This is a genomic window from Algoriphagus terrigena DSM 22685, from assembly GCF_000429445.1.
Lineage (GTDB): Bacteria > Bacteroidota > Bacteroidia > Cytophagales > Cyclobacteriaceae > Algoriphagus > Algoriphagus terrigena.
In genome coordinates, this window is sequence record NZ_AUBW01000012.1 from 1 (window position 1) to 25,281 (window position 25,281).

Annotated in this window: 21 protein-coding genes and 1 rRNA gene; 7 read left to right on the forward strand and 15 right to left on the reverse strand. The window is 47.9% G+C overall.

What is annotated here, in order from left to right; all coding sequences use genetic code 11:
* The 6 genes from G459_RS0111965 to rpmH all read right to left on the reverse strand — a co-directional run.
* Positions 1-286: ribosomal RNA gene (locus G459_RS0111965) — 16S ribosomal RNA — on the reverse strand; the annotation flags it as partial.
* A 518-nt stretch (positions 287-804) separates the two neighbouring features.
* Positions 805-1,314: a DUF2480 family protein gene (locus G459_RS0111970; protein ID WP_026967866.1), complete on the reverse strand. Its 510-nt coding sequence runs from the start codon at positions 1,312-1,314 to the stop codon at positions 805-807.
* Entirely contained in the window at positions 1,311-2,000 is a 690-nt protein-coding gene (tsaB, locus tag G459_RS0111975) for a tRNA (adenosine(37)-N6)-threonylcarbamoyltransferase complex dimerization subunit type 1 TsaB (RefSeq protein ID WP_026967867.1), read from the reverse strand. The genes G459_RS0111970 and tsaB overlap by 4 nt, the downstream gene beginning before the upstream one ends.
* A 1-nt stretch (position 2,001) precedes the next feature.
* Entirely contained in the window at positions 2,002-3,663 is a 1,662-nt protein-coding gene (locus tag G459_RS0111980) for a S41 family peptidase (RefSeq protein ID WP_026967868.1), read from the reverse strand.
* Entirely contained in the window at positions 3,660-4,040 is a 381-nt protein-coding gene (rnpA, locus tag G459_RS0111985; RefSeq protein ID WP_026967869.1) for a ribonuclease P protein component, read from the reverse strand. The genes G459_RS0111980 and rnpA overlap by 4 nt, the downstream gene beginning before the upstream one ends.
* Positions 4,041-4,088: 48 nt before the next feature.
* A complete protein-coding gene (gene rpmH / locus G459_RS0111990) occupies positions 4,089-4,247 on the reverse strand; it encodes a 50S ribosomal protein L34 (RefSeq protein WP_026967870.1) in 159 nt (52 codons plus the stop codon).
* Between the two features lie 140 nt (positions 4,248-4,387).
* Between rpmH and G459_RS27355 the strand changes: the two genes are divergently transcribed.
* Positions 4,388-6,046, forward strand: coding sequence for a M61 family metallopeptidase (locus G459_RS27355; RefSeq protein WP_035455795.1), 1,659 nt, complete (start codon positions 4,388-4,390; stop codon positions 6,044-6,046).
* A 49-nt stretch (positions 6,047-6,095) separates the two neighbouring features.
* Here the strand turns inward: G459_RS27355 and G459_RS0112000 are convergent, their stop codons facing one another.
* From G459_RS0112000 to G459_RS0112020, 5 genes are all read right to left on the reverse strand, one after another.
* The gene (locus G459_RS0112000) at positions 6,096-6,824 is read right to left on the reverse strand and encodes a LolA-like protein (protein ID WP_026967871.1); all 729 of its coding nucleotides are present in this window, start codon (positions 6,822-6,824) and stop codon (positions 6,096-6,098) included.
* Positions 6,825-6,950: 126 nt separating this feature from the next.
* A complete protein-coding gene (locus G459_RS0112005) occupies positions 6,951-8,996 on the reverse strand; it encodes a M16 family metallopeptidase (RefSeq protein ID WP_026967872.1) in 2,046 nt (681 codons plus the stop codon).
* 27 nt (positions 8,997-9,023) lie between these two features.
* Positions 9,024-10,355, reverse strand: coding sequence for a M16 family metallopeptidase (locus G459_RS0112010; RefSeq protein ID WP_026967873.1), 1,332 nt, complete (start codon positions 10,353-10,355; stop codon positions 9,024-9,026).
* 207 nt (positions 10,356-10,562) lie between these two features.
* Entirely contained in the window at positions 10,563-11,558 is a 996-nt protein-coding gene (locus G459_RS0112015; protein WP_026967874.1) for an adenosine kinase, read from the reverse strand.
* Between the two features lie 169 nt (positions 11,559-11,727).
* Positions 11,728-12,891, reverse strand: coding sequence for a hypothetical protein (locus tag G459_RS0112020; protein WP_026967875.1), 1,164 nt, complete (start codon positions 12,889-12,891; stop codon positions 11,728-11,730).
* Between the two features lie 190 nt (positions 12,892-13,081).
* Between G459_RS0112020 and G459_RS0112025 the strand changes: the two genes are divergently transcribed.
* Positions 13,082-13,699: a hypothetical protein gene (locus G459_RS0112025; RefSeq protein WP_026967876.1), complete on the forward strand. Its 618-nt coding sequence runs from the start codon at positions 13,082-13,084 to the stop codon at positions 13,697-13,699.
* Positions 13,700-13,828: 129 nt separating this feature from the next.
* Here the strand turns inward: G459_RS0112025 and G459_RS0112030 are convergent, their stop codons facing one another.
* The 4 genes from G459_RS0112030 to rimO form a co-directional block, all read right to left on the reverse strand.
* On the reverse strand, positions 13,829-14,503 hold the full coding sequence (locus G459_RS0112030; protein WP_026967877.1) for a LytR/AlgR family response regulator transcription factor: 675 nt from the start codon (positions 14,501-14,503) through the stop codon (positions 13,829-13,831).
* Positions 14,500-15,501 (reverse strand): sensor histidine kinase, encoded by a 1,002-nt coding sequence (locus tag G459_RS27360; protein ID WP_084454475.1) that lies wholly within the window; start codon positions 15,499-15,501, stop codon positions 14,500-14,502. The genes G459_RS0112030 and G459_RS27360 overlap by 4 nt, the downstream gene beginning before the upstream one ends.
* A gap of 8 nt (positions 15,502-15,509) precedes the next feature.
* On the reverse strand, positions 15,510-16,100 hold the full coding sequence (locus G459_RS0112040; protein WP_026967878.1) for a hypothetical protein: 591 nt from the start codon (positions 16,098-16,100) through the stop codon (positions 15,510-15,512).
* Between the two features lie 250 nt (positions 16,101-16,350).
* A complete protein-coding gene (gene rimO, locus G459_RS0112045) occupies positions 16,351-17,664 on the reverse strand; it encodes a 30S ribosomal protein S12 methylthiotransferase RimO (RefSeq protein WP_026967879.1) in 1,314 nt (437 codons plus the stop codon).
* A gap of 229 nt (positions 17,665-17,893) precedes the next feature.
* On the opposite strand from rimO, the gene G459_RS0112050 reads away from it, so the two are divergent.
* From G459_RS0112050 to G459_RS0112070, 5 genes are all read left to right on the forward strand, one after another.
* Entirely contained in the window at positions 17,894-20,008 is a 2,115-nt protein-coding gene (locus G459_RS0112050) for an outer membrane protein assembly factor BamB family protein (protein ID WP_051315189.1), read from the forward strand.
* Positions 20,009-20,029: 21 nt separating this feature from the next.
* A complete protein-coding gene (locus tag G459_RS0112055; RefSeq protein WP_035455799.1) occupies positions 20,030-20,905 on the forward strand; it encodes a glycoside hydrolase family 16 protein in 876 nt (291 codons plus the stop codon).
* Between the two features lie 133 nt (positions 20,906-21,038).
* The gene (locus tag G459_RS0112060) at positions 21,039-22,349 is read left to right on the forward strand and encodes a DEAD/DEAH box helicase (RefSeq protein WP_026967882.1); all 1,311 of its coding nucleotides are present in this window, start codon (positions 21,039-21,041) and stop codon (positions 22,347-22,349) included.
* Between the two features lie 64 nt (positions 22,350-22,413).
* Complete coding sequence (locus G459_RS0112065) at positions 22,414-23,967, forward strand: SDR family NAD(P)-dependent oxidoreductase (protein ID WP_245588176.1); 1,554 nt, start codon at positions 22,414-22,416, stop codon at positions 23,965-23,967.
* 158 nt (positions 23,968-24,125) lie between these two features.
* The gene (locus G459_RS0112070) at positions 24,126-25,268 is read left to right on the forward strand and encodes an acyl-CoA dehydrogenase family protein (RefSeq protein WP_026967884.1); all 1,143 of its coding nucleotides are present in this window, start codon (positions 24,126-24,128) and stop codon (positions 25,266-25,268) included.
* The last annotated feature ends 13 nt before the right edge of the window (positions 25,269-25,281 follow it).

Sequence of the window (25,281 nt, forward strand, 5' to 3'; positions counted from 1 at the left end):
ACTGATCGTCGCCTTGGTGGTCCGTTACACCGCCAACTAGCTAATCAGACGCATGCCCATCTCATACCGATGAATCTTTAACAGCTCGCAGATGCCCTTGTGCTGTGCCATGGGGTATTAATCCAGATTTCTCCGGGCTATCCCCCTGTATGAGGTAGGTTGCATACGCGTTACGCACCCGTACGCCGCTCTAGGTCTCAGATTACTCCTCGACTTGCCGCTCGACTTGCATGTATTAGGCCTGCCGCTAGCGTTCATCCTGAGCCAGGATCAAACTCTCCATTGTAAATTATCATTCGTATCCGCAAATGAACGCCGAAGCAACTCATTCACGCCTGTCGTTTCCTCAGGCTTTCTATCTCTTACAACATTTCAAAGAACTTGCCCAACCGCTTTCGGCTGGACTGTCAAAATCCGGAGTCACCTCCCTGATTTCCGTCTCGTTTTCTCTTTCTGCTTTCCGTTCCTTGCGAACCGGGATGCAAAGGTAAGTGAAGTTTTTCTATTTGCAACCGGATCGGAAAATAAATTTTTTAATTTTTCCGCCTCCCCAGCGCCTGTTCCGGGTTTTTAACCCCACCACACTCCCTCATTTCAATTTCCCTCGACACCGTTCGCCTCGATTGGGAGTGCAAATATCCCCCTTTTTTTCTCCACAACAATACCCTACTCCAAAAAAAATCTCTCCCCAGCCTAACTCCCTGAAAATGATCAAGGAAAAGTTTTATAAGTAAAAAGGCCTCCAGAATTTCAGTTTCCAGAGACCCTTTTACTAGCAGCGTCAATTCTCCTAGTCTTTCACAATCACGCCTTCGGCTTCTTATAAAGCGGCACTGTGCTGCAAGGCTCTCCAAACATCAAGCTCTTTGCCTGGCTTTGCAAAAGCGAAACTAACCGTCCGTAAGCAAATAGAGGTATCGGAAATTTAGAGCACCCTTTGATTACCACCGGCCGATTCGCAAATTCAGCCAAGTCCATTTTAGCCAAAGCTGTCTCAGCAATGTGCTGTTCCAAGGTTTCCAGACTACCTACAACATATCCTTTAGAATCGCTTTCCAAATAAGTACAGACCAGCATAAATGCCCACGTAGGAACTATTGCATCCGCAGTACAGGTCACCGCAACCCATTTGTTATTATAAATTGACCAATCCAATTCTTTTAACGCCTGACGAAATTCCTTTTCCCTCAAGATCAGTTCTTGGAAAAGGAAAGGCTTCAGGTCAAACAACACCCTTTCTTCCTGGGGATAAAACTCCTCCATATTGATCGATAGGATCGGACTTGCTGCAACGCGATTAACTAGCTCACTCATAAACTCAATAACGGATTCTTTTTAGAATGCAGCGCTTTAAATTCCTTTAGATAATTGGGGACGAAGTAAGCCAAGTCTGCAAACTGGCCTTTTTGATATTTGTCGAATGCTATTCCGCCCATATGCTGGGCAGAAAACGACAAGTCGGAAATAAAGCGCGCGTGATCATGCTGTACAATAGATTCGACTTTATCGACTGCATCGCCCAAAAAGTAAACCCGGTGACTTTCCAGAAAGTTCTGAAAGGAATCTTCCGACAACACTTCTGCATCAAGCTTCGCTACGGAGTTCAGTTTCCAATCAAATACCTGTCTAAACACTTCCATCCTCCGAGCGTCCAAAACTGGAATAACGAGTTCGCCCTCGCGTGAAGCCACGGCACTTGCCAAAGCTTGCAATGTATTCACTCCGATCAGTGGCTTATTTAGGCCAAAGGCCAGGCCTTTGGCAGTGGACACGCCAATCCGCAAGCCGGTATACGAACCCGGCCCTTCGGACACAGCAACGGCATCGAGCTTCTGAAATCCGATCTTTGCTTTTTCCAACACTTCCTCAATCAACAGCATCAGCCGCTCCGCGTGTGCACCAGGCTCGGTCAGTTCAGAAAGTGAAATCAGTCTCCCATCCAAATGAACCGCTACAGAACAAATAGAGGTCGAAGTCTCAATTGACAGGATCGTCGCCATGTTATTTGGTCGATGCGGAAAGTGTCTTGGCGATCTTGTCCGGACTGGAAAGGTAAGATATTGCCAAGTCGACTCCTGGATCCTGATCAAGGCCCGCTTCAATCATGCCTTCCTGGAAATAATATCTCGAAACGATCTCCTCACTCAACACTTTCTTCACCTCTTCTTTGTGATTATCCAGATCCTGCTCCTTGCTGTGATTTACTTTGGCTTTGATAGCCTCGAGCTGTGACTTGATCTCTTCGAAATACTCTTCCTTTTCGGCATACTTCTCCAAATCCTCCACGGACTTCTCTATATAAGTCGTGTAGTCGTATTCTTTGCCCACAAGGAATTTTTTAAAATCCTCGTAATCCTGATCGGTAATCGTATAGGCCATCGGATCAGAGATCGACGGGTGCTTATAGAAATATTGCGTCGCAAAATCGAAAATGTGATTCCCGGCCACCAGCGTGTAAGAAATCGGCGCGTAAGTCACCTCCTCCACCAGATCATCCGGTTCGATTCCAGCACCGTCCAGCACTTCTCTACCATTTGCAGTCTTGAAGGCTTTTCTCAATGAGTCCGGAACCGATGTTAGCTCTCCGTTTTCTCTGGACTGGGCATAATCGATCGCCTGAATACAGCGACCACTCGGGATGTAGTACTTGGCAGTGGTGACTTTCAATTGTGCATTATAGGTCAATGGAATCGTGGTTTGCACCAATCCTTTTCCGAAGGACTTTCTCCCAATCAAAACGGCTCTGTCGTAATCTTGCAGCGCTCCCGCCACGATCTCAGCCGCCGACGCACTTCTCTCATTGATCAGCACGACCATCGGAATGTCTTTGTCCACGGGTGTTTTGGTCGTTTTGTAGTTGTAATTCACGTTTTGAAGCTTGCCAAGGGTCTTGACAACATCTTTTCCTTTGGGTATGAAAAGATTCACAATTTCCACCGCTTCATTTACCAGTCCCCCGGGATTGTCCCGCAAGTCCAAGATCAGCCGATCTGCTCCCTGAGATTTGAGGTTTACTAAAGCATTTCTGACTTCCGCCGAAGCATTGGTGGTAAAATCAGCCAATTTGATGTAACCGGTCTTATCATCCAATTTGCCATAGAAAGGCACATTCTTCAGCGAGATCTTCTTGCGTACCAATGCAAAATCTAGGGTGTCTTTATCTCGCAAAACCTTGATATTCAAAGGTGTATTAGCCGGTCCTTTCAACAACTCTGACACTTCAGTAGTCGGCTTACCTGTCACGTCGACAGAGTCGATTTTCAAGATAAAGTCGGCGATCTTCAATCCTCCAACCTGAGCGGGAAATCCTGTATAGGGCATCAAAACCATGTTTCCTTCTCCCCGATTGCCGATCAGAGCTCCGATACCCGCGTATTCTCCGGTAGTCAGCACCCTGAAATCATCTGATTCCTCTTCGGGAATATATTCTGTATAGGGGTCTAATTCCGCAAGCATCGCATTGATCCCGATCGTCACCAGGTGATCCGGATCGATGTCATCTACATAATATGAATCCAGCTCCCGCACCAGCGTAGCGAAAATGTCAATGTTTTTGGCCAGGGCGAACAGCTTGTCGTTTTTCGTCTGAAACGCAAAAACACCTGAAAAAAGCACCAAAATCAGCGGAATAAAGACAATCGGTTTTTTCAATTTTTGAATCATGTTGAAAGTGGATTTTGGAATAATTCCTGGCTCAGCTTGTTTAACGCCTGAATCATTTTGGGTTCGATCTCGGCAAAAGACATCTCTGCCTTGCCAACAAATATAAAGCCCAGGATGATTCCATCTGAGGGCAATAAATGTTTATTGAGCCGGTATGCTTCTTTGAATCTGCGTTTGATGAAATTCCGGCCGTTGGCCCGTTTGATTTTCTTCTTCGAAACGGAAAAAAGCACTTGATTGGCTTGGCCGACGAGGTCAATTTTCCTTAAAAAAATGACCTTAAATGGGTATAAAAAAAAAGAGGAACCTTCGCTAAAAAGTTCCTTGATTACTCTTTCGGCATGTAGCCGTTCTGATTTGGGAAGTCGATAATTCATCGCAAGGACAGTACTCGTATGTGAACATACGAAAACCGGCGAAAAGAATTACTTCTTCAAAGTCTTTTCAGAAGATACAGTCAACTTGTGTCTTCCTTTGGCTCTTCTTGCTCTCAAGACTCTTCTGCCGTTTGCAGTGGACATTCTTTCTCTGAAGCCGTGCTTGTTTTTTCTTTTTCTATTAGAAGGCTGGAATGTTCTTTTCATGATCGAATATCTTTATCTAATTGTGCTCTCTTGTCCTTCCTCTTTGGCATTGACCCCAAAAAGGATTGCAAAGATATGCACCATTTTTTTAAATACAAATCGGGGCAATACATTTGTTTTGAAACTCAGTGAGAAAACCCATGCTTTACTTTCAGATTTCTTGTCCAAACCCAGCCTCCCAATTCCTCCAAATCAAGCTTAATCTTAATATTCTGGAAAAAAGAACAGTTTCAATCCAGCTTTCCGCCTGGAGAGCCGGTCGCTATCAGTTGGCAAACTTCGCTCAAAATATTCGTGGGTTTCAAGTTTTCGATGAAAAAAACAATCCCGTTCCCTTCGAAAAATTGTCAAAAGACTCTTGGAGCATCCTCCCCACCTCCGCCGGAAGCGTTCATATTAGCTATGAATATTGGGCAGGAAAGATGGATGCGGGAAGCGCCTGGGCCGATGACGAGCAAGTCTATATAAATCTGGTCAATTGCTGTTTTGAAGTATTGGGCAGAAGTGAAGAAGAAATCGAGGTTGCTCTGGATCTTCCTAATTTCCCGAAGCAAATCACCACGCTGATCCCGATTTCTTCCTCGATCTGGAAAGCAGAAAACTTCCAGATGCTGGCGGACTCTACAATTTTGGCCGCCAAAGATCTAAATCATTGGGAATACCAAGTAGATGAAACCGCTTTTCATGTCTGGATACATGGCGAAGTGCATTTTGACAAGAACCTGTTCCTTGATCGATTCAAAGCCTTTTCGCAGAAACTGATCTTGGACTTCGGGGAATTTCCCGAATCCGAATACCATTTCATCTTCCAATTACTTCCCTACCCGCACTACCACGGTGTGGAGCATCGGCGGGGAACTGTGATCACCTTTGGTCCCGCGGAGAGCCTTCAAGAGGCTACTCAGATGGAGGAGCTACTTGGAGTGAGCTGCCACGAACTCTACCACGCCTGGAATGTGTGCCGGATTCGCCCCAAAGAGCTTTCGCCGTATGATTTTTCCAAGGAAGCCTATTCAAAATGTGGTTTGATCCTCGAAGGCGTCACCACTTACATGGGCGATTTGTATTTGTTGAAGTCTGGAGTCTATGATCTAGCGACCTATCTCCGACATTTGGAAAAAATTGTCAACCGAGAAGCTGCCAGTTTTGGCTGGCAAAACTACACGATTCAAGAGTCCTCCTACGATCTGTGGCTGGACGGTTACGTGCCGGGAGTGACCGACCGAAAGGTTAATATCTACACGAGAGGAGCCTTACTTACACTATGCATCGATCTTCTCTTGCTAAAAAACGGAAGCTCTCTGGCTCAGGTCATGCGGAAAATGTGGGTAGATTTTGGAAAGCCTTTCATCGGATATGAACTCGCTGATTTCGAAAATGCAGTTTTCTCGGAGTTTTCGGAGACGAGTGAAATCCGTGCATTCTTTGCCGACTTTGTGAGCGGCTATCAGGATCTTTTTCCAACACTCAGGACACTGTTGACAGAAATAGGAATCTCGCTGGAAGAAACGTATGGCGAAGACTGGCTTTTGCACGAGAGGGGCGTCCGTACGAGTTCGGCCGGGATAATCTCGCAGCTTCATCCGGATTCCAATGCATTTTTCAGCCTGATGAAAAACGACCGAATCGTCAATTGGCCAATGGGAAAAGCCATCGAATCCGGCCCGTTGCAACTTCAAATCGAACGGAACGGAAGGATGCTGGAAGTGTCACTTTCTGAGAAGAGCGAGAGTTTCTTTCCGATCTATCAACTTTTCCAAACAGATACAACCCCAACGAGAGAAAACTGGAAGGCATAAAAAAGACCTTCTTTTCAGAAGGTCTCTCTCAAAAACGAAGCGTTTTCAATTATTGAAAATCCGCTTCAGTCAGCGTCTGGTTAAATTTTACCGATACTATCTTGGCTTCCAAAGCTACCGGAAGCATCGGGTTTTTGATCGTCAAGAGCATTGGCATTAAGATCCCGTCCACTTCCTGGTAGTCAGAATAGGAGATATCCCCTGCCGATTCGGAGCTGGTTTTCAACTTTAGCCCGCTCTCTACCGAATAGAATTCCTGCGTGACGATGCCGGTCGGAGAGGTCATCTCCAACTTATGTACCGCAACGCCCTCCAGATCTTCTTCACCGATATATGCCAGCTTGAAACCCATCTCCTCGTAATGCTGCTCGGGAAATACAAAGGTCTGTGGCTTGAGCATGGCAATCGTCTCCTCAGTAAGCTCCTGAGTCTGGCCCATCATTACCATTTGCCCTTTGCCGTTCACAAAAAGTGTTTTTTGCATTACATTTCCCCCCACAGCAGTGGATTGCATCAATCGGGAGTTTTCGGAGTCTGCGATTGTCTTGATTTCGATGATCTGGCCCTGAAAACTGGCCTCGGCCGTCATGCTGGCATTTTTGATCGTCTGGATCTTTTCCTCGCCACCGACTGCCTCCAAGTACTTGGCGATCACGGTCGCTGGGTCGTTTTCGACGATGACAAAAGGATCCCCGGTCGAAGGGACTTTTTCCGCAACTAGCTCTACCGAGATTCCGGAAACCAGCAGACCTACTAGTAAAAGAGACTTGATTTTCATGTGGTTATAATTTGTCTTTAAATTGCAACACGGAATACCCAAATCCCATTTAGGGGACTTTTACAATTGGCATTTCAAGAGATTTTTATTTTTAACGAAAGGGGGATTTCTCCCCCCTTTTTCAAATCATTTGATATCCTCGTCCGTGATCGGCACATTCAGCTCCAGCGAAGTCACTTTTCCTTCCAATGGAGCCGGAATAGCTGGCGACTTGATGGTCCAAGCCATTGGTAGCAATACGCCATCCTTGGCTTGGTAGTCAGAATAGAACGTGTCACCAGAGGCCGGGTTTTCATATTTGATCTTCAGTCCAGACTCCTGCGCATAATAATTGATCAGCTTTGCTCCGGATGGGGCGGAGATGATCACCTTGTATGCCGGAGTTCCATCCACATCTTTCAAGCCATCAAAGGTGAGCGTGTAGCCCATTTCCTGATAGATCGCCTCGGGGAATAGGTAGGAGTTCAATTTCACTGCCTCCAGCTGTTCGCCGCTCAACTCCATCTCTTGGCCTTGCGCAGACATCGAAGCTTTTCCATCAGCCAACGTAGTTTTTTGCATCACATTGCCAGCTATAGAGAGTTTTTGTCCATAGCGACCGTTTTGAGAATCGTAGAAGAAAGCGATGTTCAGCGCGGTTCCCATGACATTCGCATCCATGGAGATCTTGGCCGTTTTGATTGCTTTGACTTTTTCTGCGCCACCAATCGCAGTCAGGTAGGTTTCTAACACCTTTTCGGCAGTCATGTCCGCGTCCGCTGTGAGCTCCTTGGCGGGCTGACCCATGTTATCGTACATCGTGACCTCTCCAAACTGAGCCAGTTTTTCTTTGATCTCGGCACCATTCCCTACGGTGGTGATCACAAACTTATCCGGTTCGATCAGTCGTTTGGCAGTCGCATTGATATCAGCGACAGTGAATGCGTTGAGTTTTTGAAGGTAGGTTTCGTAGTAGTCTTTTGGAAGGCCATATCGCTCGATGTTTAGCGCAAAGTTTGCCACGGTAGCTGGCTGCTCCAGCGAGCGCCCGAAGCTTCCAGACAATTCTGCTTTGGCTTTGGCAAGCTCCTCTTCGGTCACGCCATTTTCGACCAAATTCTGGATTTCATGGATGAACTCGTACACGGCCGAATCGGTCACTTCGGTCCGAACGGAAGCATTGGCAGAGATAGTCGTCACTAGCTTATTGGCTCCGATCGACGAGTAAGCGCCGTAGGTGTAACCCTTGTCTTCCCGCAGATTCATAAACAATCGAGAAGCAGAGCCTCCTCCCAAGATCTGATTAAGCAATCGGCTGGAGATGTAGTCGGGATCGCCGATTTTCATCTGCACCGGTTGCGTCAGATTGATCACCGACTGCACGGAGGAGCTTCTGTCGACTAAAGCGACCGCTCTCTTGGAAGCTCTTTCTGGGACTGGATAGGTAAATGTGGGCACTTCGCCTTTGGTCCAGGTGCCAAAATACTGCTTCACCACTTTCTCTGCTTCCGCTTTGTCCATGTCGCCGACAATGGCGAGGTAAGCGATATTCGGTTTAAAAAAGGTGCGGTAGTAGCTTTTTAAGTCATCCACGGTGATGTTGTTGATCGTCGCCTCGGACTCCATCTCACCATAAGGATGGTCTTTGCCAAATACCACCGCCGCCGCAAGTCTTGAGGAGATCGCGTTGGGATTGTCTTTGCTCTGCGCCAATCCAGTCAGGGATTGCTTTTTCAGTTTGTCCAGTTCTTCCTGCGGAAAAACAGGATTGTAAAGCACGTCAGCCATCAATTCAAGCACCTTGGCTTGGTGCTTCTTCAGCGAAGAGGCATACATCGAAGTGGAAGAAGCACTCAGGCTCGCCCCGATAAAGTCGATTTCCTGATCCAGCTGATCTTTTGATCGGTTTTTGGTCCCGCCCATCATCATCTCCCCGACGAATCCGGTCATCCCGGCTTTGTCCCCTTCCAGGATCGGGTCTCTTTCCAAAACCAGCGTAAAGGATACGCGGGGAAGTTTGGTGTTTTTCACCACAAACACTTTCAGTCCATTGTCCAGAGTGAACGTCTCGGCTTCTCCGATTTTGATCTCGGGTGCTGGCCCAGCCGGAGGAAACTTACTTCGGTCTACTTGGGCAAAACTGCCCACAGCGACCAAAAGTGTCAATACAAATGCTATTGCTATTTTTTTCATGTGTCTTCGATCGTTTAGGTCAAACAATTACTCAACGGTAGGTTGAGCTGATTTTGGCAAATAATACAATACGACTCGGCCTTGCAGATCCAGGTATTCTTTGGCTACCCGCTGAATGTCGGCTTTGGTGACTTGGGAATACTTGTCCATGACCTGATTGATGTAGTTGGTATTGCCATAGATCACGTTGGCCTCGGCCAGATTTTCAGCAATCCCTTCGACCGTCGAATTCCCGCTCACGATGTTGTTTTCCATGATGTTTTTCAACTTTTCAAACTCCTCATCCGAGATCCCCTGATCCTGGACTTGCTTGATCAACTTGTCGATTTCGGTCTCCAGATCCTTTGGCTCCACACCCATATTGGTGATACCGTACATGATGAAGATCCCTCCATCTTCCAACTCAAGCGGGATAGCTGCGATCACCAAGGCCTTTTGCTGCTTATCGACCAGCTCCTTGGTCATCAGCGAGGAATTCCCCCCTGTCAGGTACGTGGAAAGCATGGATAGCGCGTACGAATCCGGGTGGTTTCTCGGCGGCAGATTGTAGGCTTGGATGACCGCCGGAATCTGAATATTGTCATAGATAATGTCTCTGATCTCAGCGGTTTTCTTAGGCTCGGTGATGTCCGGGCGATAGATTTCCTTTGCTCCTTTGGGTATTTCACTGAAATATTCCTTCACCCATTTCTCAGTCTGCGCGTAATCGATGTCACCCGCAATCGTCAGCGTCGCATTGTTTGGCACATAGAAGTCTTTGTAGAACTGCTGGAATTCCTCTATCGTGGCCGCATTCAAGTGATCCATTGAGCCGATTGGAGCCCACTGGTACGGGTGGACGGAATAGGCTCTCACCAAGGTTTCCGGGAGAATCGTCCCGTAAGGCTGGTTTTCGTACCGCTGTCTCCGCTCCTCCTTTACTACTTCCCGCTGTGTCTCGACGCCTGTCAGATCGACCTTGGAATGCAGCATGCGCTCACTTTCCATGTAGAGAGCCAGTTCCAGTTCGTTAGATGGAAGCAGTTCATAGTAGTAAGTGATGTCGTTAGACGTGTAGGCATTGAGCGTACCGCCACGGCTTTGGATGATGTTCATGTATTGGCCGCGGTCGATATTTTCGGAGCCTTCAAACATCAAGTGCTCAAAGAAGTGGGCAAAGCCTGTCCGCTCTGGATTTTCGTTTTTTGATCCGACATGATACAGCACCGAAGCGACCACAATCGGGGTAGTATTGTCTTGGTGCATGATCACATGCAGACCGTTGTCCAAGGTGAATTCCTTGAACTCGATCTTGTTTTGGGCCAAAGCCGGAAAACTGAGCATCCCAGCTATCAGGCCAACCGCAGTTATTTTTTTCATAGTAAAAAGATGGGTTAGTTTCTGTTGCAATACTTATCGGGTAAAACCCCAAAAGGTTCTATCTGTCCATAAATGGACAAACATCCGGTTGAGGGGAATCTAGTTATTTATTTTTCTCCTAAAAAAATATCTATTCGTGAAATACCAAAATCTTAGTAGTTAATAAAGGGCAAATAAAAATGCCCGACTGTCGTTCCGGGCATTCATTTAGGGTTTCAATCGCTCCAATATCGCTTCTGCTTCTTCCCGTTTCAGACGCGGCCCAAATTGGCTCACGATCTGGGAACTTGCCATCGAGGCCAGTTTCCCGCTGGATGCATAGCTGTGTCCGTTGGTGATTCCATACAGAAATGCCCCGGCAAACATATCTCCGGCGCCGTTGCTGTCGATCGCCGTGGTCGGGTAAGGTTCGATGTCGATGAAGGTGTCGCCATCAAAGATCATCGCTCCATTTTTGCCGAGCGTGATGACAAAATGCTCGGCGAATTTCTTCATTTCTTCTCTGGCTTCTGCCAAAGTTTCTTTTCCTGTGAAAAGCATGGCTTCTTCCTCATTGGCAAAAAGCAAATCCACGCCCGAGCCGATCACATCGTCAAAGTTTGCCTTGAAATACTTCACCATCGCAGGATCGGAAAAGGTCATCGCAACTTTCGCTCCGGTGTCTTCGGCGATTTTCTTGGAATACATCATGGCGTCCTTTCCGTTTTGCGAAGTCACCAGATATCCTTCGATAAAGAGGTATTTGGAATCCTTGATGGCAGATTCGTGCACATCCGCCACGGAGAAGTTTTGGGTGATACCCAAAAAGGTATTCATCGTGCGCTCCGAGTCTTCAGTCACCATCACCAGACATTTCCCGGTCACGCCGGCTTCCAGTTTGTCCTTTTCCACCGCGATGGCTACTCCCGAATCGATCAGATCCTGCAGGTAAAAGTGTCCCAGTTCGTCGTTGGCGACGCGGAAGTTATAAAAGGATTTTCCTCCAAACTGGCTTACCGCCACGATGGAGTTGGCAGCCGAACCACCGGCTTGCTTCTTGGCTTCGGCGGTGTTGATCACGCCCATAAGCGAGTTTTGCCGCTCCTCGTCCACCAAAGTCATCAGTCCTTTTTCGACTCCGTTGTCTGTGAAAAACTGGTCTTGAACTTTAAACTCGATATCCACCAAGGCATTCCCGATGCCGGTCACGTCGTATTTTTTCATTTTTTATTCTGTATTGGAAAATTATAAAATTGAAATATTGGAAAATTTATGAGGTGTCAGACTGAGCGGAGTCGAAGTCCACTATTGGCGGTCCTCGTACTTCCCGACTCTCGTCGGTCAGATGCTCGGACTGACAGCAGCCATCCGACATCCAGCATCCGACACTTTATCAATCAAAGATCCTGTGTCTTTCAAACGGCTTTTCCCGATCAAACAAGAACCGATACGTATGGTGCGTCTTGTAAATCGTCGCCAGTAGCTGCTCGCATACCCGCATCATCTTCGGGTTGAAATCACCGATCCAGTTCATCTCGATGGTCTTGTAGGGAAAAGAAGACTTGCCGCTCATCTTGTCGTAGCTGATGATCATGGCAGATTCTACGCCTTTGCCCTGATGCTCCGGCACTACGCCAAAGACCAGACCGAGCATCTTGTTGGGAGGAAAAAAGGTCTTGTACCAAAGAAACTTCAACTTGCCGACGAGGTCCATCTTCCCGTTCACGTGCTTAAAAATCTGGTTGATTTCCGGGATTTGGATGAAAAAGCCAACCGGCTCCTCCTTGTGAAAAGCGAAGTAAATCAAGCGCTCATCGATGATCGGCTGCATCTTGCCAAACATCATCTGGGCTTCTTTCAGCGCGATGGACTTGCCCATGTGGCGGGCCCAGGCTTTGTTATACACCGTCATAAAGTACTCCGGCGCCTTTTCCTTCAGTTCTTTTCCCTTGATATAGCGGAAGGAATACTCGGAATTTGCCATGATCAGATTGGCCCGCTGGATCATCTTTTCGTCAAAACCCAAGTCTTGTACTGGTCGCATGTAGGTGAACTGTTTGAAATAGAGCTGGAATCCATAGTCCTCGAAAAACTTCTGGTAGTAGCCGAAATTCCAGGGCATGTTGTAGTTGGGCTCAGTGAATCCATCCACGAGCAAGCCCCACCACTTGTCGCGCTCGCCGAAGTTGATCGGGCCGTCCATTGCTTCCATGCCTTCGCTTTCCAGCCAGGCTTTTGCGGTGTCAAAAAGGAGAAAAGCTGCCTTATGATCATTGATACACTCGAAGAAACCCAAACCTCCGGTCGGCTGTTTTTCTTTCATCTTTGGATTGATAAAAGCCGCAACACGTCCGATGGTTTCTTGCTTGTCATTTTGCAAAAGCCATCTTTTTGCCTTCGCCCCGTTTCGGAAAAGCTTATTGGTTTCTTTATGAAAAAGCCCCTCGATATCTGCGTCAAGAGGCCTGATCCAATTCTTTTCGTTTTTATACAAGCTGACAGCCATCTCGATAAACTCTCTCTGATGGGCAGGTGTGGTGACTTCGATCAACTTCATTCGGGTGATTTTAGACCGCTAAATTAGGGCGAAAGGGTGAAAGGGCAAAAAGTGCAGGTTATGTCGTCCTGCTGCTAGTTTTCCTGCGTCTCCAGAAGTCGGAGAGGAAGTTGGATTTCCCCTGAATCCCTTAAAATTTTGACAATTTCGATTAATCTTTTAAAATTGGAAACAACTAAGCCATACTTTTATGAAAAAGCTTTTAACCCTTCTTCTTTTCACCGGAATTCCTCTTTTTTCATTTGGACAAATAGAAAAAGAAATATCCAAGTGGACCTTTGGATTATCTGTCTCCCCAGACAGCTATCGATATGCTCAGGCAGAAGACAATGGCCTGTATTATCAACCTTCATTTGACCATCATCTCAGTGATTATTTGGTTTTGGGCGGTTATCTAGGAATTCAAAACAGAAAATCTGGTTTTACCTCAGAGTATCCAATCCCGCCTTATACGACAAAGGAAATTAATTATGAGAGGCAATACATTCCGCTGGGAGTTCGAATTGGGTTTGACTTAAGCTCATTTTTTTCAAACCAACTTGGCTGGATCAAAGACGAACCAAAATGGGAGATTTTGCTATTGGGCTACGGCGGACTCACTGTCATGTCCGAAAATATATTAACTCCAATCGATGAAGGCGAGGCCATTGAATGGTCAGAATACGAAGCTGAAGAAGACATGAATTACATCGCCGGAGTCAATGCAGTCATTCGATACTACCCCACCAAAAATTGCGGACTTTTTACAGAACTGGGATATGGCCCTGTCGGAAGGTATTCGTTGGGTGTCTCCTACAGGTTATTCTAAACGCGAAAGCCTAATTCAAAAAAGCTCGAAACTTTTTTCTCAATTAAAAATGCCTGTCTAATCCGCTGGCATTTTCTATTTTCCATAAGACCCTTATGTCGTCCTGCTTCTTCATTACCTAGGCCCATTTCATCCCAACTGCTTCAGCAGATTCTCGCGATAGCTCATCCCTATCGGAATCAATTTGCTTCCGATCTTGACCTGATTGCCTTCGACATATTCCACTTTGGTCGTGTTAATAATATAGGACTTGTGGACCCGGACGAAAAGCTCCTTTGGCAGCTCCGCCTCCATTTTTTTCATCGTCGAGGTGATGATCAAGACTTGGTTGGTAAGGTGAGCCTTTCCATAATCTCCAAAAGCCTCAAAAAACAAAATGTCCTGAAAAGGGGCGCGGTACAACTTCTTATCCACCTTCAGCATGATGTACTCGGGAGGTTCCTGCTGTGTTTTCAATCGGGCTTTGACCTTCTGAACCGCCTGTAAAAAACGGTCGAACGGGATCGGTTTCATCAGGTAATCGACCGCATTGAGGTCAAATCCATCCAGTGCAAACTCGGGATAGGCAGTTGTGAAGATCACCAGCGGCTTATTTGCCAGAGATTTGTAAAGGTTGATCCCGGACAGTTTGGGCATATTGATGTCTAACAACAGCAGATCAACGGGATTCGATTCGGCAGCAGCGATAAACTCCAGCGCACCTTTGTACTCTCCCGCCAAGATCAGATCCGGATGATCCGAAACAAATTGCCTCAAAACGCCCCGGCTGAGCGGTTCGTCATCTATGATTGCGCATCGGATCATAACAATTTCAATTTAGCCTCAAAGTCGGTTGCTGTCTTAAGAATCTCAAATTCATGCGAATTGGGGTAAATAAGTTCCAGCCGTCTTTTTACATTTTCAAGGCCGATCCCGCCATATTTTCCTTTTTCCACATCGTCGACTTGCCCCAACTTATTCTTAATACAAAAGACGATTCCAGTTTCAATCTTCAGGTGGATGTCGATAAAGGCCTGTTCGGAAGCCTCTTTCATTCCATGTTTGAAGGCGTTTTCCACCAAGGGAAACAATAGCAACGGAGCGATCATCACTCCCTCTAAGTCTCCCCGGACCGTAAATCCAACCTTGGATCCAGCCTCAAGGCGAAGTTTCTGCAACTCGATGTAATTCTCCAGCATCTCCACTTCTTTAGCCAAAGGCACTTTTTCCTCGCCCACCTCATAGAGCATATAGCGAAGGAGATTGGAAAGCTCCAAAACCGTCTCCGGTGTCTGGTCACTTTTGGCCAAAGCTTGCGAGTAAATGCTGTTTAAGCTATTAAACAAGAAATGGGGATTGATCTGGGTCTTCAGTGAATTGAGTTCAAGGGATAACTTTTCCTTTTCGACTTGCTGAAGTCTATACCATGACTTGGACAACTTGATAAGCGTGGTCAAGATCAGATAAATCAGGAAAATACTGACCAAAACCTGCCACTCCGTAAAGGAAACCATGTAATAATCCGAATCCATTAGCGGAAAGAGGATCTCAAAAGTGAGCTCATGGACACCGTAGGCCGCAAGCAAAAGCAAGGGAATACTGAGGATATACTGGAGATATTTGCCGCTATCGAGAAATCTGGGGATCAGCAACCTCAGATTGAGATACACTAGAAAAATCAGCGGGACATGAAAAAGCAGGGCATAAAAAATATCTATAAACTTGAAGATACTCGAGATCGAAAAGTAACTTCCAATGGCATAAATGGACAGCATCCAAAAAACCGGATGCTGTAACCATTTTGAATGAATGAACTTTGCCATAAGAGGAATCAGCTAATTCTTTTGTAGTGTTCCGTCTCTTCAAATACCGTCTCGTCATCCGAGTACTGATCGATAAACTTCTGGATTTCCTCCGGTTGGGCCGTGATCAGCACTGTCCCATCCACATTTTCATGCCTCAGGCGGATGAGATTGCTTTCGAAAAGCTTGTTCAGTTTCTCCAGATTAAAGGCAGTCAGGTCTAGCTGATTATTTGTGAATTTCAGCTTAATGAATGTATGGACGGGCATAAAATTCGAGCTGTAATCCTCCCTCGGATAAAGATCCAGAAAATAGTCGTTGCCAATTTGGGCGATGTGACCGACATACACCTCCTTCTCGACACCCTCGGTGATCTCGATTCGATAGCTCTTCCCGTTTTTGGCTGCCCTGTCCAGAGAATTCGGCAGTTCATTTTTCTCAGCCGAAAGGCTGCTGAACTCAATGAACTCTTCCGGTTTCCCCTCCATCCCCCATCGGCCGATCAGTCCGGGCAGAGAAACAAGGGTGTCGTCCGTGTAGATCGGAAATAGCGAATACACACAGGAATTCATGACAAGCATGAGTAGTCCCAGGGCGAGAATTGATTTTACCTTTTTCATTTTAGTGTTTTTGAGTTGTTGATGCACTCAAATTGCCTAAGACTATGAAGGTGGAAAAAAAATGTCTACGAACGCAGCAAATCTCTGGACGAAGTGAAGGGTTTTGGAGATTAAAGAATTTCCGACAGCTATAATTTCGGATTAATTCGATTTTTGTCCTGTCTCTCCAAAAGCCGAACTAAACAAAAAAATGCTGCTTCCGGAGAAGCAGCATCGCAAGTATTTTTATCCTTTTTCGTAAGAGGCCAGACTAGTCTTCCACCGTCGCGTACAGATCAAACTCTGTCGCCTCGTAGACTTTCGCCTGTACAAAATCACCCACCCTGCAATAATGCTTGGAGGCATCGATCAAGACTTCGTTGTCCACTTCCACTGAATCGTATTCGGTACGGCCCACGAAGTGTCCGCCTTCTTTTTTATCAATCAGTACTTTGTACGTCTTGCCGATCTTCTCCTGATTCAGGTCGTAGGAAATCTGCTCTTGGATCTCCATCAGATGGCTTGCCCGCTCTTGCTTTACCTCCTGCGGAAGACTGTCCTCCATCGAGTAGGCATGGGTATTTTCCTCATGGGAATAGGTGAAGACTCCCAAACGCTCAAATTTCATCCGCTCTACGAAGTCCACCATCTCCTGGAATTCTTTTTCGCCTTCACCCGGGTGCCCGGCAATGAGCGTGGTACGGATAGCGATATCCGGCAAAATGTCCCGGATGCTGTGAATCAGCTCTTCCTGTTTTTCACGGGTAGTTCCGCGACGCATAGCCTTCAGCACGTCACTTGAACCGTGCTGCAAGGGAATATCCAGGTAGTTGCAGATATTTTCCCGCTCTTTCATCACCTCGATGACTTCCATCGGGAAGCCGGTCGGATAGGCATAATGCAGACGAATCCAGTCGATTCCGTTCACATCCGAAAGCCTGCGCATCAGTTCGGCGAGGTTTCTCTTTTTGTAAATATCCAGTCCGTAATAGGTCGAATCCTGGGCAATCAAAAGTAATTCCTTGGTTCCTCCGGCAGCTTTGTGCTCCGCCTCTTTCACCAGTTCCTCGATCGGTCTGGAGATATGTCCGCCACGCATGATTGGAATCGCGCAAAACGAACAAGGTCGATCGCAGCCTTCCGAGATCTTCATGTAGGCATAGTGTGCAGAATGGGTTAACAGACGCTCGCCAACTAGCTCATGTTTGTAGTCAGCCTTGAACTTTTTCAAAATCGCAGGCAAATCCCTTGTTCCAAAAAATGCATCCACCTGCGGAATTTCCTTTTCCAAATCGTCTTTGTAGCGCTGCGAAAGACATCCGGTCACATAGACTTTGTCCACCAAACCCTGCTCCTTGGCATCCACATATTGCAGGATTGTATCGATCGATTCCTGCTTGGCATTGTCGATAAATCCGCAAGTATTGATGATAATGATGTTGTTATCCTGAGAGTTAGACTCGTGACGGGCATCGATTCCGTTACCTTTCAACTGGGTCAAAAGGACTTCCGAATCCACCAGGTTTTTGGAGCAACCCATGGTGATGATATTGACCTTGTCTTTCTTTAACGTTCTAGCTTTCACGGATATCCTTTCAGTTTGGGAGGGCAAAGGTAGGAAAAAAAGGCTTGAAAAGTTGTGAAGACCGGAAAGTTGTAAGGCCGACTGCATCGAACGTTACCCTTTTTTACTTTATAAACCTTCGCGAACGCTAATGAACCGCGGTCTTGTCCTTTTCACAGAAGTTTTGACTCCGCGCAACTTTGCAGCCATTTAAAAATAAACGATCTTCTGCAGCCAAAACCACCCCAAAATGACATCCAAGACGCTGTTTGTGTTTGCCATCACGCTGTTTTTCTTTTCCTGCGAAAAAAAATCCCCCACCATCGACTACACTGACTGGTCTCATTATGGAGGCCCGGAGGACGGCTCACGCTACTCTGCTTTGGCACAAATCACCAAAGAAAACGTCACCCAACTCCAAGTTGCCTGGACTTATCACACCGAAGACGCCACCGAGCGGAGCCAGATCCAGTGCCAGCCGATCGTTGCAAATGGACTGCTCTACGCCACTACTCCCACGCTGAATGTCTTTGCGCTCGATGCCGCTACGGGGCTGCAAGTTTGGAGGTTTGATCCTTTTCAGATCTTGGGAGGCGAAAACTCCTGGGCGGGAACGAATCGTGGAGTGAGCTATTGGGAAAGCGGGGAAGAAAAACGGATTCTCTTCACGGCCGGCAACTGGCTGATGGCTCTAGACGCGATGACTGGCGAGCCGGACTTCGCCTTTGGAGATCAGGGAAAAGTCGATCTGCGGAAGGATTTGGACACAGACTTGACCGATTTTATGATCGTTTCCAATTCGCCGGGAGTGGTTCATGACGACTTGCTGATCCTCGGGATGCGGCTTTCAGAAGGACTCGACGCCGCGCCGGGTCATGTCCGCGCGTACAATATTCGGACGGGCAAGCGGGAATGGATCTTTCACACGATCCCGCAAGAGGGAGAAGCCGGACACGAAACCTGGGATCCCAAATACATCCAGCAGATCGGTGGCGCAAATAACTGGGCCGGGATGACGGTCGACCAAGCTCGGGGCATTGTCTATGTGCCAACTGGCTCTGCGACCTATGACTTCTGGGGAGGATATCGGACCGGAGACAACCTTTACGCCAATTCCCTGTTGGCTTTGGACGCCAAAACGGGGAAACGAATCTGGCATTTTCAGGCCGTACACCATGATGTTTGGGATCGGGATTTTCCCGCCAATCCCAATCTGATCCGCATCCAAAAGGACGGCAAATGGATCGATGCAGTCGCCCAAATTTCAAAGCAGGGGATGACTTATGTCTTCGACCGGGAAACAGGCGAGCCGATCTGGCCGATCAACGAAACTTCCGTGACTCAATCCGTCATGCCCGGAGAGATCAGCTCTAAAACCCAACCTATTCCGACCTTACCGGAGCCGTTTATGAAGATGCTTTTCGAAGAAAAAGACATCCTCAACCTGAACCCTGAATGGCAGGCAGGTATCAAATCGCAACTTTCCAATGCAACAATTGGCGATGTCTGGGCGCCCCCGCATCCCGAAAAACCCATCGTGCTCTTCCCCGGTATGGACGGAGGCGGTGAATGGGGCGGAGCGGCTTTTGATCCGACCACTCAGACGATGTACATCAATGCCAACCAGATCCCCTGGCTGATCGAGATGACTCCCAACGCTAGCTTTGGCAACGTCGGGCTGTCCATCTACACCAACTACTGTGGCAATTGCCATGGGATCGACAGAAAAGGAGTTACCGGATCTGTGCCGTCTTTGATTGGTTTGGAGAAAAAATACAGCGCTGACTCCTTGGGCAAACTTCTTCAATCGGGGCGTGGTGCGATGCCTGCTTTTTCCCACATCTCCGCAGAGGAAAAGGGAATCTTGATAGATTATCTTTTGGGCAAAACCGAAACCGGAGACAAAAAAGAACTGGAAGCCGAAAGCTCCAAGCTCTATCCCCGCTACTACATGAAGGGCTACAAAAAGCTCGTGACCAAAGAGGGACTTTATGGCTCCAATCCACCTTGGGGACTACTGACCGCACTCGATATGAACACCGGAAAAAAGAAATGGCAGGTCGCGCTTGGCGAAATCGACTCGCTGAGTGCGCAGGGTTTTGCTCCCACGGGCACAGAGAACTACGGCGGACCGGTGGTCACAGCTGGCGGAATCCTATTTATCGCCGCGACCAAGGATGAAAAAATCCGCGCCTTTGACACCGAATCGGGCAAAATTCTCTGGGAAGCCAAACTTCCGGCTTCTGGACATGCCACTCCGGCAATCTATGAAAAGGGCGGAAAACAATTCCTCGTCATCGCCTGTGGAGGCGGCAAAGGCACTAAAAGCGGCGATGCATATGTGGCTTTTGCACTTCCGGACTAAATTACCGCTGATCTCCTTTCCATGAAAATCAACTTCCTTTCCGTTTTCCTGCTGCTTTCTGTAATCCAAGCCGACCAGTTCAACGGTGATTTCCACGAAGCGTTCCGGGAAGATTTTTCCTCGTCCAAACCGGAATACTTTCACTACGGATCGACGGGAACCAAAGCGGGTTTTAAGTGGCAATCCGGTAAAAAGTCAAAAACGGAGCTGGGCTCCAAGATCCTTTCTTTCAAACTAAATCCAAAAGAAGACGCAGGACCCGGCAAAGGGCCCGAGATCATCTCCGACAAATTTACCCATTTCGGCAGCTACTCCACCCGGCTGAAAGTCCCCGCTGCGACGGATCAACCCAATGTCGGAGCAGTGGTCGGGTATTTCACCTATCATAATGACACGCTACTCGGGCTGAGTGAAGTGGACATGGAATGGCTGATCGCGGACCCGGAAGTCATCTATGTGGGCACTTGGACCGGAAAATCTGGACAACTCAAGCGGGTCGGGAGAACGATCAACCTCGCTAAAGGAATCATTTATACCACCGAATATCGCGAAGACCATCGCGAGATCAGGGAACAACTATCCGATGAAAGCAATCTTCCCGAATCGATCGCGGCAATCGAAGGCTTCGATGCATCCGCTCAGTTTCACACCTATGGATTTGACTGGCATCCGGACCGAATCCGCTGGTGGATGCTGCACCCGGCTACTGCTGACACCGTCGTACTATGGGATTATCAGGGTGAAAAGGGGATTCCACAGCATCCCTCCCGCTACCGGATGAACTTCTGGCATACTGACAATTGGGCTGTGGAAACCAATCCTAATTCTCTCGAAAAGCCCGAAAAGCGATTTGAACTGGAAGTGGATTGGATGGAGTATGTGCCTTTGAAAAAATGAACTTGGCTTAACTTACAGAATAATTGGTACCAACACCCGCGCCGTGTTTTTGAATAGCAAAACAATACAATTTGAGACGGCATGAGCTAATAATGATTCGATTCTTATATTTTTAAAAACCTACCTTTGCCGCATGTCCACACCGCAAAAGAGCCAAGCAGAGATCCTGGCCAAACTTGGAATCGAGCAACTGAATCCCATGCAGCTGGCTGCGCAAAAGGCAATCCAGTCTTCCAGCGAGATCATCCTGCTTTCCCCCACTGGCACAGGCAAAACCCTTGCTTTTCTCCTGCCTTTGATTCAGGAGCTCGACCCAGCCTGTGAGGAAATCCAGCTCGTGATCATAGTTCCTTCGCGTGAATTGGCGATTCAGATCGAGCAAGTGATGCGTGAGATGGGCACTGGCTTCAAGGTAAATGCCGTCTATGGCGGACGGGCTGGTTCTAAGGACCGGATCGAGATCAAGCACCGCCCTGCCGTTTTGGTTGGGACTCCGGGACGGGTTGCGGATCACTTGAGGCGGGAGGCGTTTGACTCGACGTTCATCCGCACGCTCGTCCTCGATGAGTTCGACAAGTCGCTGGAGATCGGCTTTGAAGTCGAGATGAAGGACATCCTCTATCTGATACCCAGAGTGAAGAAGATACTCTTGACTTCAGCGACCCAGGGCGTGGACATCCCGCGATTTGTGGGGTTGAAAGCTCCCGTTACGGTGGATTTTTTGGAGGATAAGATCACCCAATTGACGGTCAAAAAGGTCCTTTCTCCCACCAAAGACAAACTGGAAACACTCATTTCTTTGCTTGCTCAACTGGGTGGCCAAAATGGGATTGTTTTCTGCAATTTCAAGGATTCCATCGAGCGGATCAGCGACTACTTGAGCGATCATGGGATTTCTCATGGCGTTTTTTCCGGAGGAATGGAGCAAACTGATCGGGAACGGGCCCTGATCAAATTCAGAAACGGCACCCATCAGGTCCTTTTGGCTACCGATTTGGCTGCAAGAGGAATCGATGTGCCCGAACTCAAATTCATCATCCACTATCATCTGCCGCTCAGAAGCGAGGAATTTACGCATCGAAATGGCCGAACGGCCCGAATGAACAGTGCCGGAACGGCCTATGTACTTCACTTCGAAAAGGAGCGCCTGCCGGACTTCATCGGCCATCTGCCAGTCGAAAAGCTAGACAATCACCCACGTCCTGCTCCTTCAGAATGGAGCACCTTGTTTGTATCCGGCGGACGAAAAGACAAAATTTCCAAGGGTGACGTCGCCGGGCTATTCTTCAAACAGGGCAATCTCACCCAAGACGAATTGGGAGTGATCGAGCTCAAAACGGATTGCGCCTTTGTCGGTGTGAAAACCGCAACTTTGGAAAGGCTGCTGCCCAAGGTCAATAACATGAAATTGAAGGAGAAGAAGGTTCGTGTGACGGTGATTTGATTGATTCTCATTTTCACTTTTAAAATCTCTACTTTTGCACCCTTGTAAGTTTTCGAGGATGGAGATGGAAATAGAATCAGGAGAATCAGTGAAGATCACCCCAAAAGAAATTGAGTTGTGTATTTCCATCTTGGAAAAACTCAACTCAGACACGAATCAAATCTTTGACATCCCGAAGGAACAGCGGATATCATTAATAAAGGCTGCGGGGCAGTTTTCCCATCCCGGAAAAGAAGAACTCGCGCAGCGAAAAAAGGGCGCAAAAAAGGTCAATCGAAAAAAGATCGCGGCCAAAGACATCCAGGCACGCAACACAACTGGAATCAGAAGTGCCCGTGAAGCTTCGATTTTCATCGCCCCGGCAATGCTCGAATTGACGGGTGAAGAAGCAAAGAAAACCGTCATCCTGGAGTCTCCCCGCGAGTGCTACGTCTGCAAGACATCTTACACTCACCTCCACCATTTCTACGACACGATGTGTCCGGATTGCGGTGATTTCAATTATGCAAAGCGATTCCAAACAGCTGACCTCACTGGGCAAGTTGCGTTGGTGACGGGCTCGCGATTGAAGATCGGCTACCACATCACGCTGATGATGCTGAGAGCAGGTGCTACGGTGATCGCTACGACCCGGTTTCCGGTGGATTCGGCTTTGCGCTTCGCCAAAGAACCTGACTTCAAGGACTGGGGCGATCGCCTGAAAATCCACGGACTGGATCTCAGGCACATTCCAAGCGTGGAGATTTTCTGCAATTTCATTGAGCAGCACTACGACAGACTCGATGTACTGATCAACAATGCTGCCCAGACGGTGAGAAGACCTGCGGGATTTTACCAGCATTTGATGCCAAATGAGATTCTGGAACTGAGAGATCTTTCGCCGGATTCTCAGAAACTTTTGTCCGATCATCACGCCTGCTTGCAGGAACTGAGGACTTTGAGCCAGAGTTTTTCCGAAGGAGAATACAAAAACCTGCCGGTGTCCTGGCACGGAAAGCAACTCGGAATCGGCTTGAGTTCCTCCGCTCAACTGACTCAAATTCCCTACAGTATCGACGACTCGATCGCCACGGAAGAGATCTTTCCTGTCGGAAAGCTGGACGCAGATCTTCAACAAGTCGACCTCCGCAAGACCAACAGCTGGCGCCTAAAGCTCGGTGAAATCCACACTAACGAGATGCTGGAAGTACAGCTGGTGAATTCCGTTGCGCCTTTTGTCCTATGTAACCGATTGGTGAACTTGATGAAAAAAGACAATACCGGCAAGAAGCACATCATCAATGTGTCGGCGATGGAGGGGAAATTCCATCAGTTTCATAAGGAATCCCGGCATCCCCATACCAATATGGCCAAAGCTGCTCTGAACATGATGACGCTGACTTCGGCGGCAGACTTGGTGAAGTTTGGGATCTACACCAATGCCGTCGACACCGGTTGGGTGACGGACGAAGACCCGGCTGATTTGGCACGGATCAAGCAGGAGCTGCATGACTTCCAACCGCCGCTTGATATCGTAGACGGCGCTGCGCGGGTGATGGATCCGCTCTTTGACGGGATCAGTACCGGGAAACACTGGAACGGAAAGTTTTTGAAAGATTATCGGCCCACGAACTGGTAAGGAAAAATTAGTTCCTAAAGTTTTTGTTTCAAGCTTTGGTTTTCATCCTTTCTTTTCAGAAAAGGCACGGTTCTCAACTCATTCGGCATCGAGTCACTTGGAGATCCCAAACCTATTTTAAATCTTGTGGTTAGAACAGATATAGACCCAAGAATTACATGTTAGATTTTGCCGAGAACGAAAATCAACGGATGATCGCTCAGATGATCCGCGACTTTGGAGCCAAAGAGATCACGCCGTTCCGCAGGGAATGGGATGATCAGCAACATTTCCCTTTGTCACTTTTTAAGAAACTTGGCGAGCTCGGCCTCATGGGTGTCCTGATCCCCACCGAATACGGCGGATCCGGATTTGGCTATCATGAATACGTCACCGCGATACTTGAACTTTCGAAACTCGATCCATCCATTGGCCTATCCATGGCCGCCCATAACTCGCTGTGCTCGGGTCATATTTCGCTCTTTGGCAGCGAAGAACAAAAACGAAACTATCTACCCAAACTCGCCACCTGTGAATGGCTGGGCGCTTGGGGACTGACCGAGCCGAACACCGGTTCGGACGCCGGAAACATGCGCACGGTGGCAAAGAGAGAAGGAGAATATTTCATCCTAAACGGGACAAAAAGCTTCATTACTCACGGTGTCTCCGGCGATGTGGCGGTAGTTATCGCCAGAACCGGGGAGGTTGGAGACAGCCATGGAATGACGGCGTTCATCGTCGAAAAAGGCCTTCCTGGATTTACGGGCGGCAAAAAACTAGACAAACTCGGGATGCGAGCTTCAGAGACTTCGGAGATGGTCTTTGAAGATTGCAAAGTGCATGAAAGTCAGGTCTTGGGAAAAGTGGGCGAGGGATTTATCCAGGCGATGAAAGTCCTCGACGGAGGCAGAATCTCCATTGCCGCACTATCGCTCGGGATTGCCGAGGGGGCACTTGAGGCGTCCATTCAGTACTCCAAGGAGCGCCAGCAGTTTAACAAACCCATCTCCAGTTTTCAGGGAATCTCTTTCAAACTCGCCGACATGGCTACGCGTCTTGAGGCGGCAAAACTGTTGACTTTCAAAGCCGCTGATCTGAAAAACCGGGGAGAAAACGTCAAACTCGCGGGAGCCCAAGCCAAATACTTTGCCTCGGAAGCCGCCGTCTCGGTCGCCAACGACGCAGTACAAATCTTCGGCGGCTATGGATTCACCAAAGACTATCCGGTGGAAAAATACTATCGGGACGCCAAACTTTGCACCATCGGGGAGGGCACATCTGAGATCCAGAAGATTGTGATCGCGCGGGAGGTTTTGAAGTAATCAGTTTGCAGTT

Coding starts and splice junctions, on each gene's coding strand:
- G459_RS0112010 (WP_026967873.1), bottom strand. CDS start 10,355: ATGAAAAAAATAACTGCGGTTGGCCTGATAGCTGGGATGCTCAGTTTT.
- G459_RS0112040 (WP_026967878.1), bottom strand. CDS start 16,100: ATGAAAAAGGTAAAATCAATTCTCGCCCTGGGACTACTCATGCTTGTC.
- G459_RS0111970 (WP_026967866.1), bottom strand. CDS start 1,314: ATGAGTGAGCTAGTTAATCGCGTTGCAGCAAGTCCGATCCTATCGATC.
- G459_RS0112000 (WP_026967871.1), bottom strand. CDS start 6,824: ATGAAAATCAAGTCTCTTTTACTAGTAGGTCTGCTGGTTTCCGGAATC.
- G459_RS0111980 (WP_026967868.1), bottom strand. CDS start 3,663: ATGATTCAAAAATTGAAAAAACCGATTGTCTTTATTCCGCTGATTTTG.
- G459_RS27355 (WP_035455795.1), top strand. CDS start 4,388: ATGCTTTACTTTCAGATTTCTTGTCCAAACCCAGCCTCCCAATTCCTC.
- G459_RS0112055 (WP_035455799.1), top strand. CDS start 20,030: ATGAAAATCAACTTCCTTTCCGTTTTCCTGCTGCTTTCTGTAATCCAA.
- G459_RS0112030 (WP_026967877.1), bottom strand. CDS start 14,503: ATGATCCGATGCGCAATCATAGATGACGAACCGCTCAGCCGGGGCGTT.
- G459_RS0112005 (WP_026967872.1), bottom strand. CDS start 8,996: ATGAAAAAAATAGCAATAGCATTTGTATTGACACTTTTGGTCGCTGTG.
- G459_RS0112050 (WP_051315189.1), top strand. CDS start 17,894: ATGACATCCAAGACGCTGTTTGTGTTTGCCATCACGCTGTTTTTCTTT.
- G459_RS27360 (WP_084454475.1), bottom strand. CDS start 15,501: ATGGCAAAGTTCATTCATTCAAAATGGTTACAGCATCCGGTTTTTTGG.
- rnpA (WP_026967869.1), bottom strand. CDS start 4,040: ATGAATTATCGACTTCCCAAATCAGAACGGCTACATGCCGAAAGAGTA.
- G459_RS0112060 (WP_026967882.1), top strand. CDS start 21,039: ATGTCCACACCGCAAAAGAGCCAAGCAGAGATCCTGGCCAAACTTGGA.
- G459_RS0112020 (WP_026967875.1), bottom strand. CDS start 12,891: ATGAAGTTGATCGAAGTCACCACACCTGCCCATCAGAGAGAGTTTATC.
- G459_RS0112025 (WP_026967876.1), top strand. CDS start 13,082: ATGAAAAAGCTTTTAACCCTTCTTCTTTTCACCGGAATTCCTCTTTTT.
- rpmH (WP_026967870.1), bottom strand. CDS start 4,247: ATGAAAAGAACATTCCAGCCTTCTAATAGAAAAAGAAAAAACAAGCAC.
- G459_RS0112065 (WP_245588176.1), top strand. CDS start 22,414: ATGGAAATAGAATCAGGAGAATCAGTGAAGATCACCCCAAAAGAAATT.
- tsaB (WP_026967867.1), bottom strand. CDS start 2,000: ATGGCGACGATCCTGTCAATTGAGACTTCGACCTCTATTTGTTCTGTA.
- G459_RS0112015 (WP_026967874.1), bottom strand. CDS start 11,558: ATGAAAAAATACGACGTGACCGGCATCGGGAATGCCTTGGTGGATATC.
- G459_RS0112070 (WP_026967884.1), top strand. CDS start 24,126: ATGTTAGATTTTGCCGAGAACGAAAATCAACGGATGATCGCTCAGATG.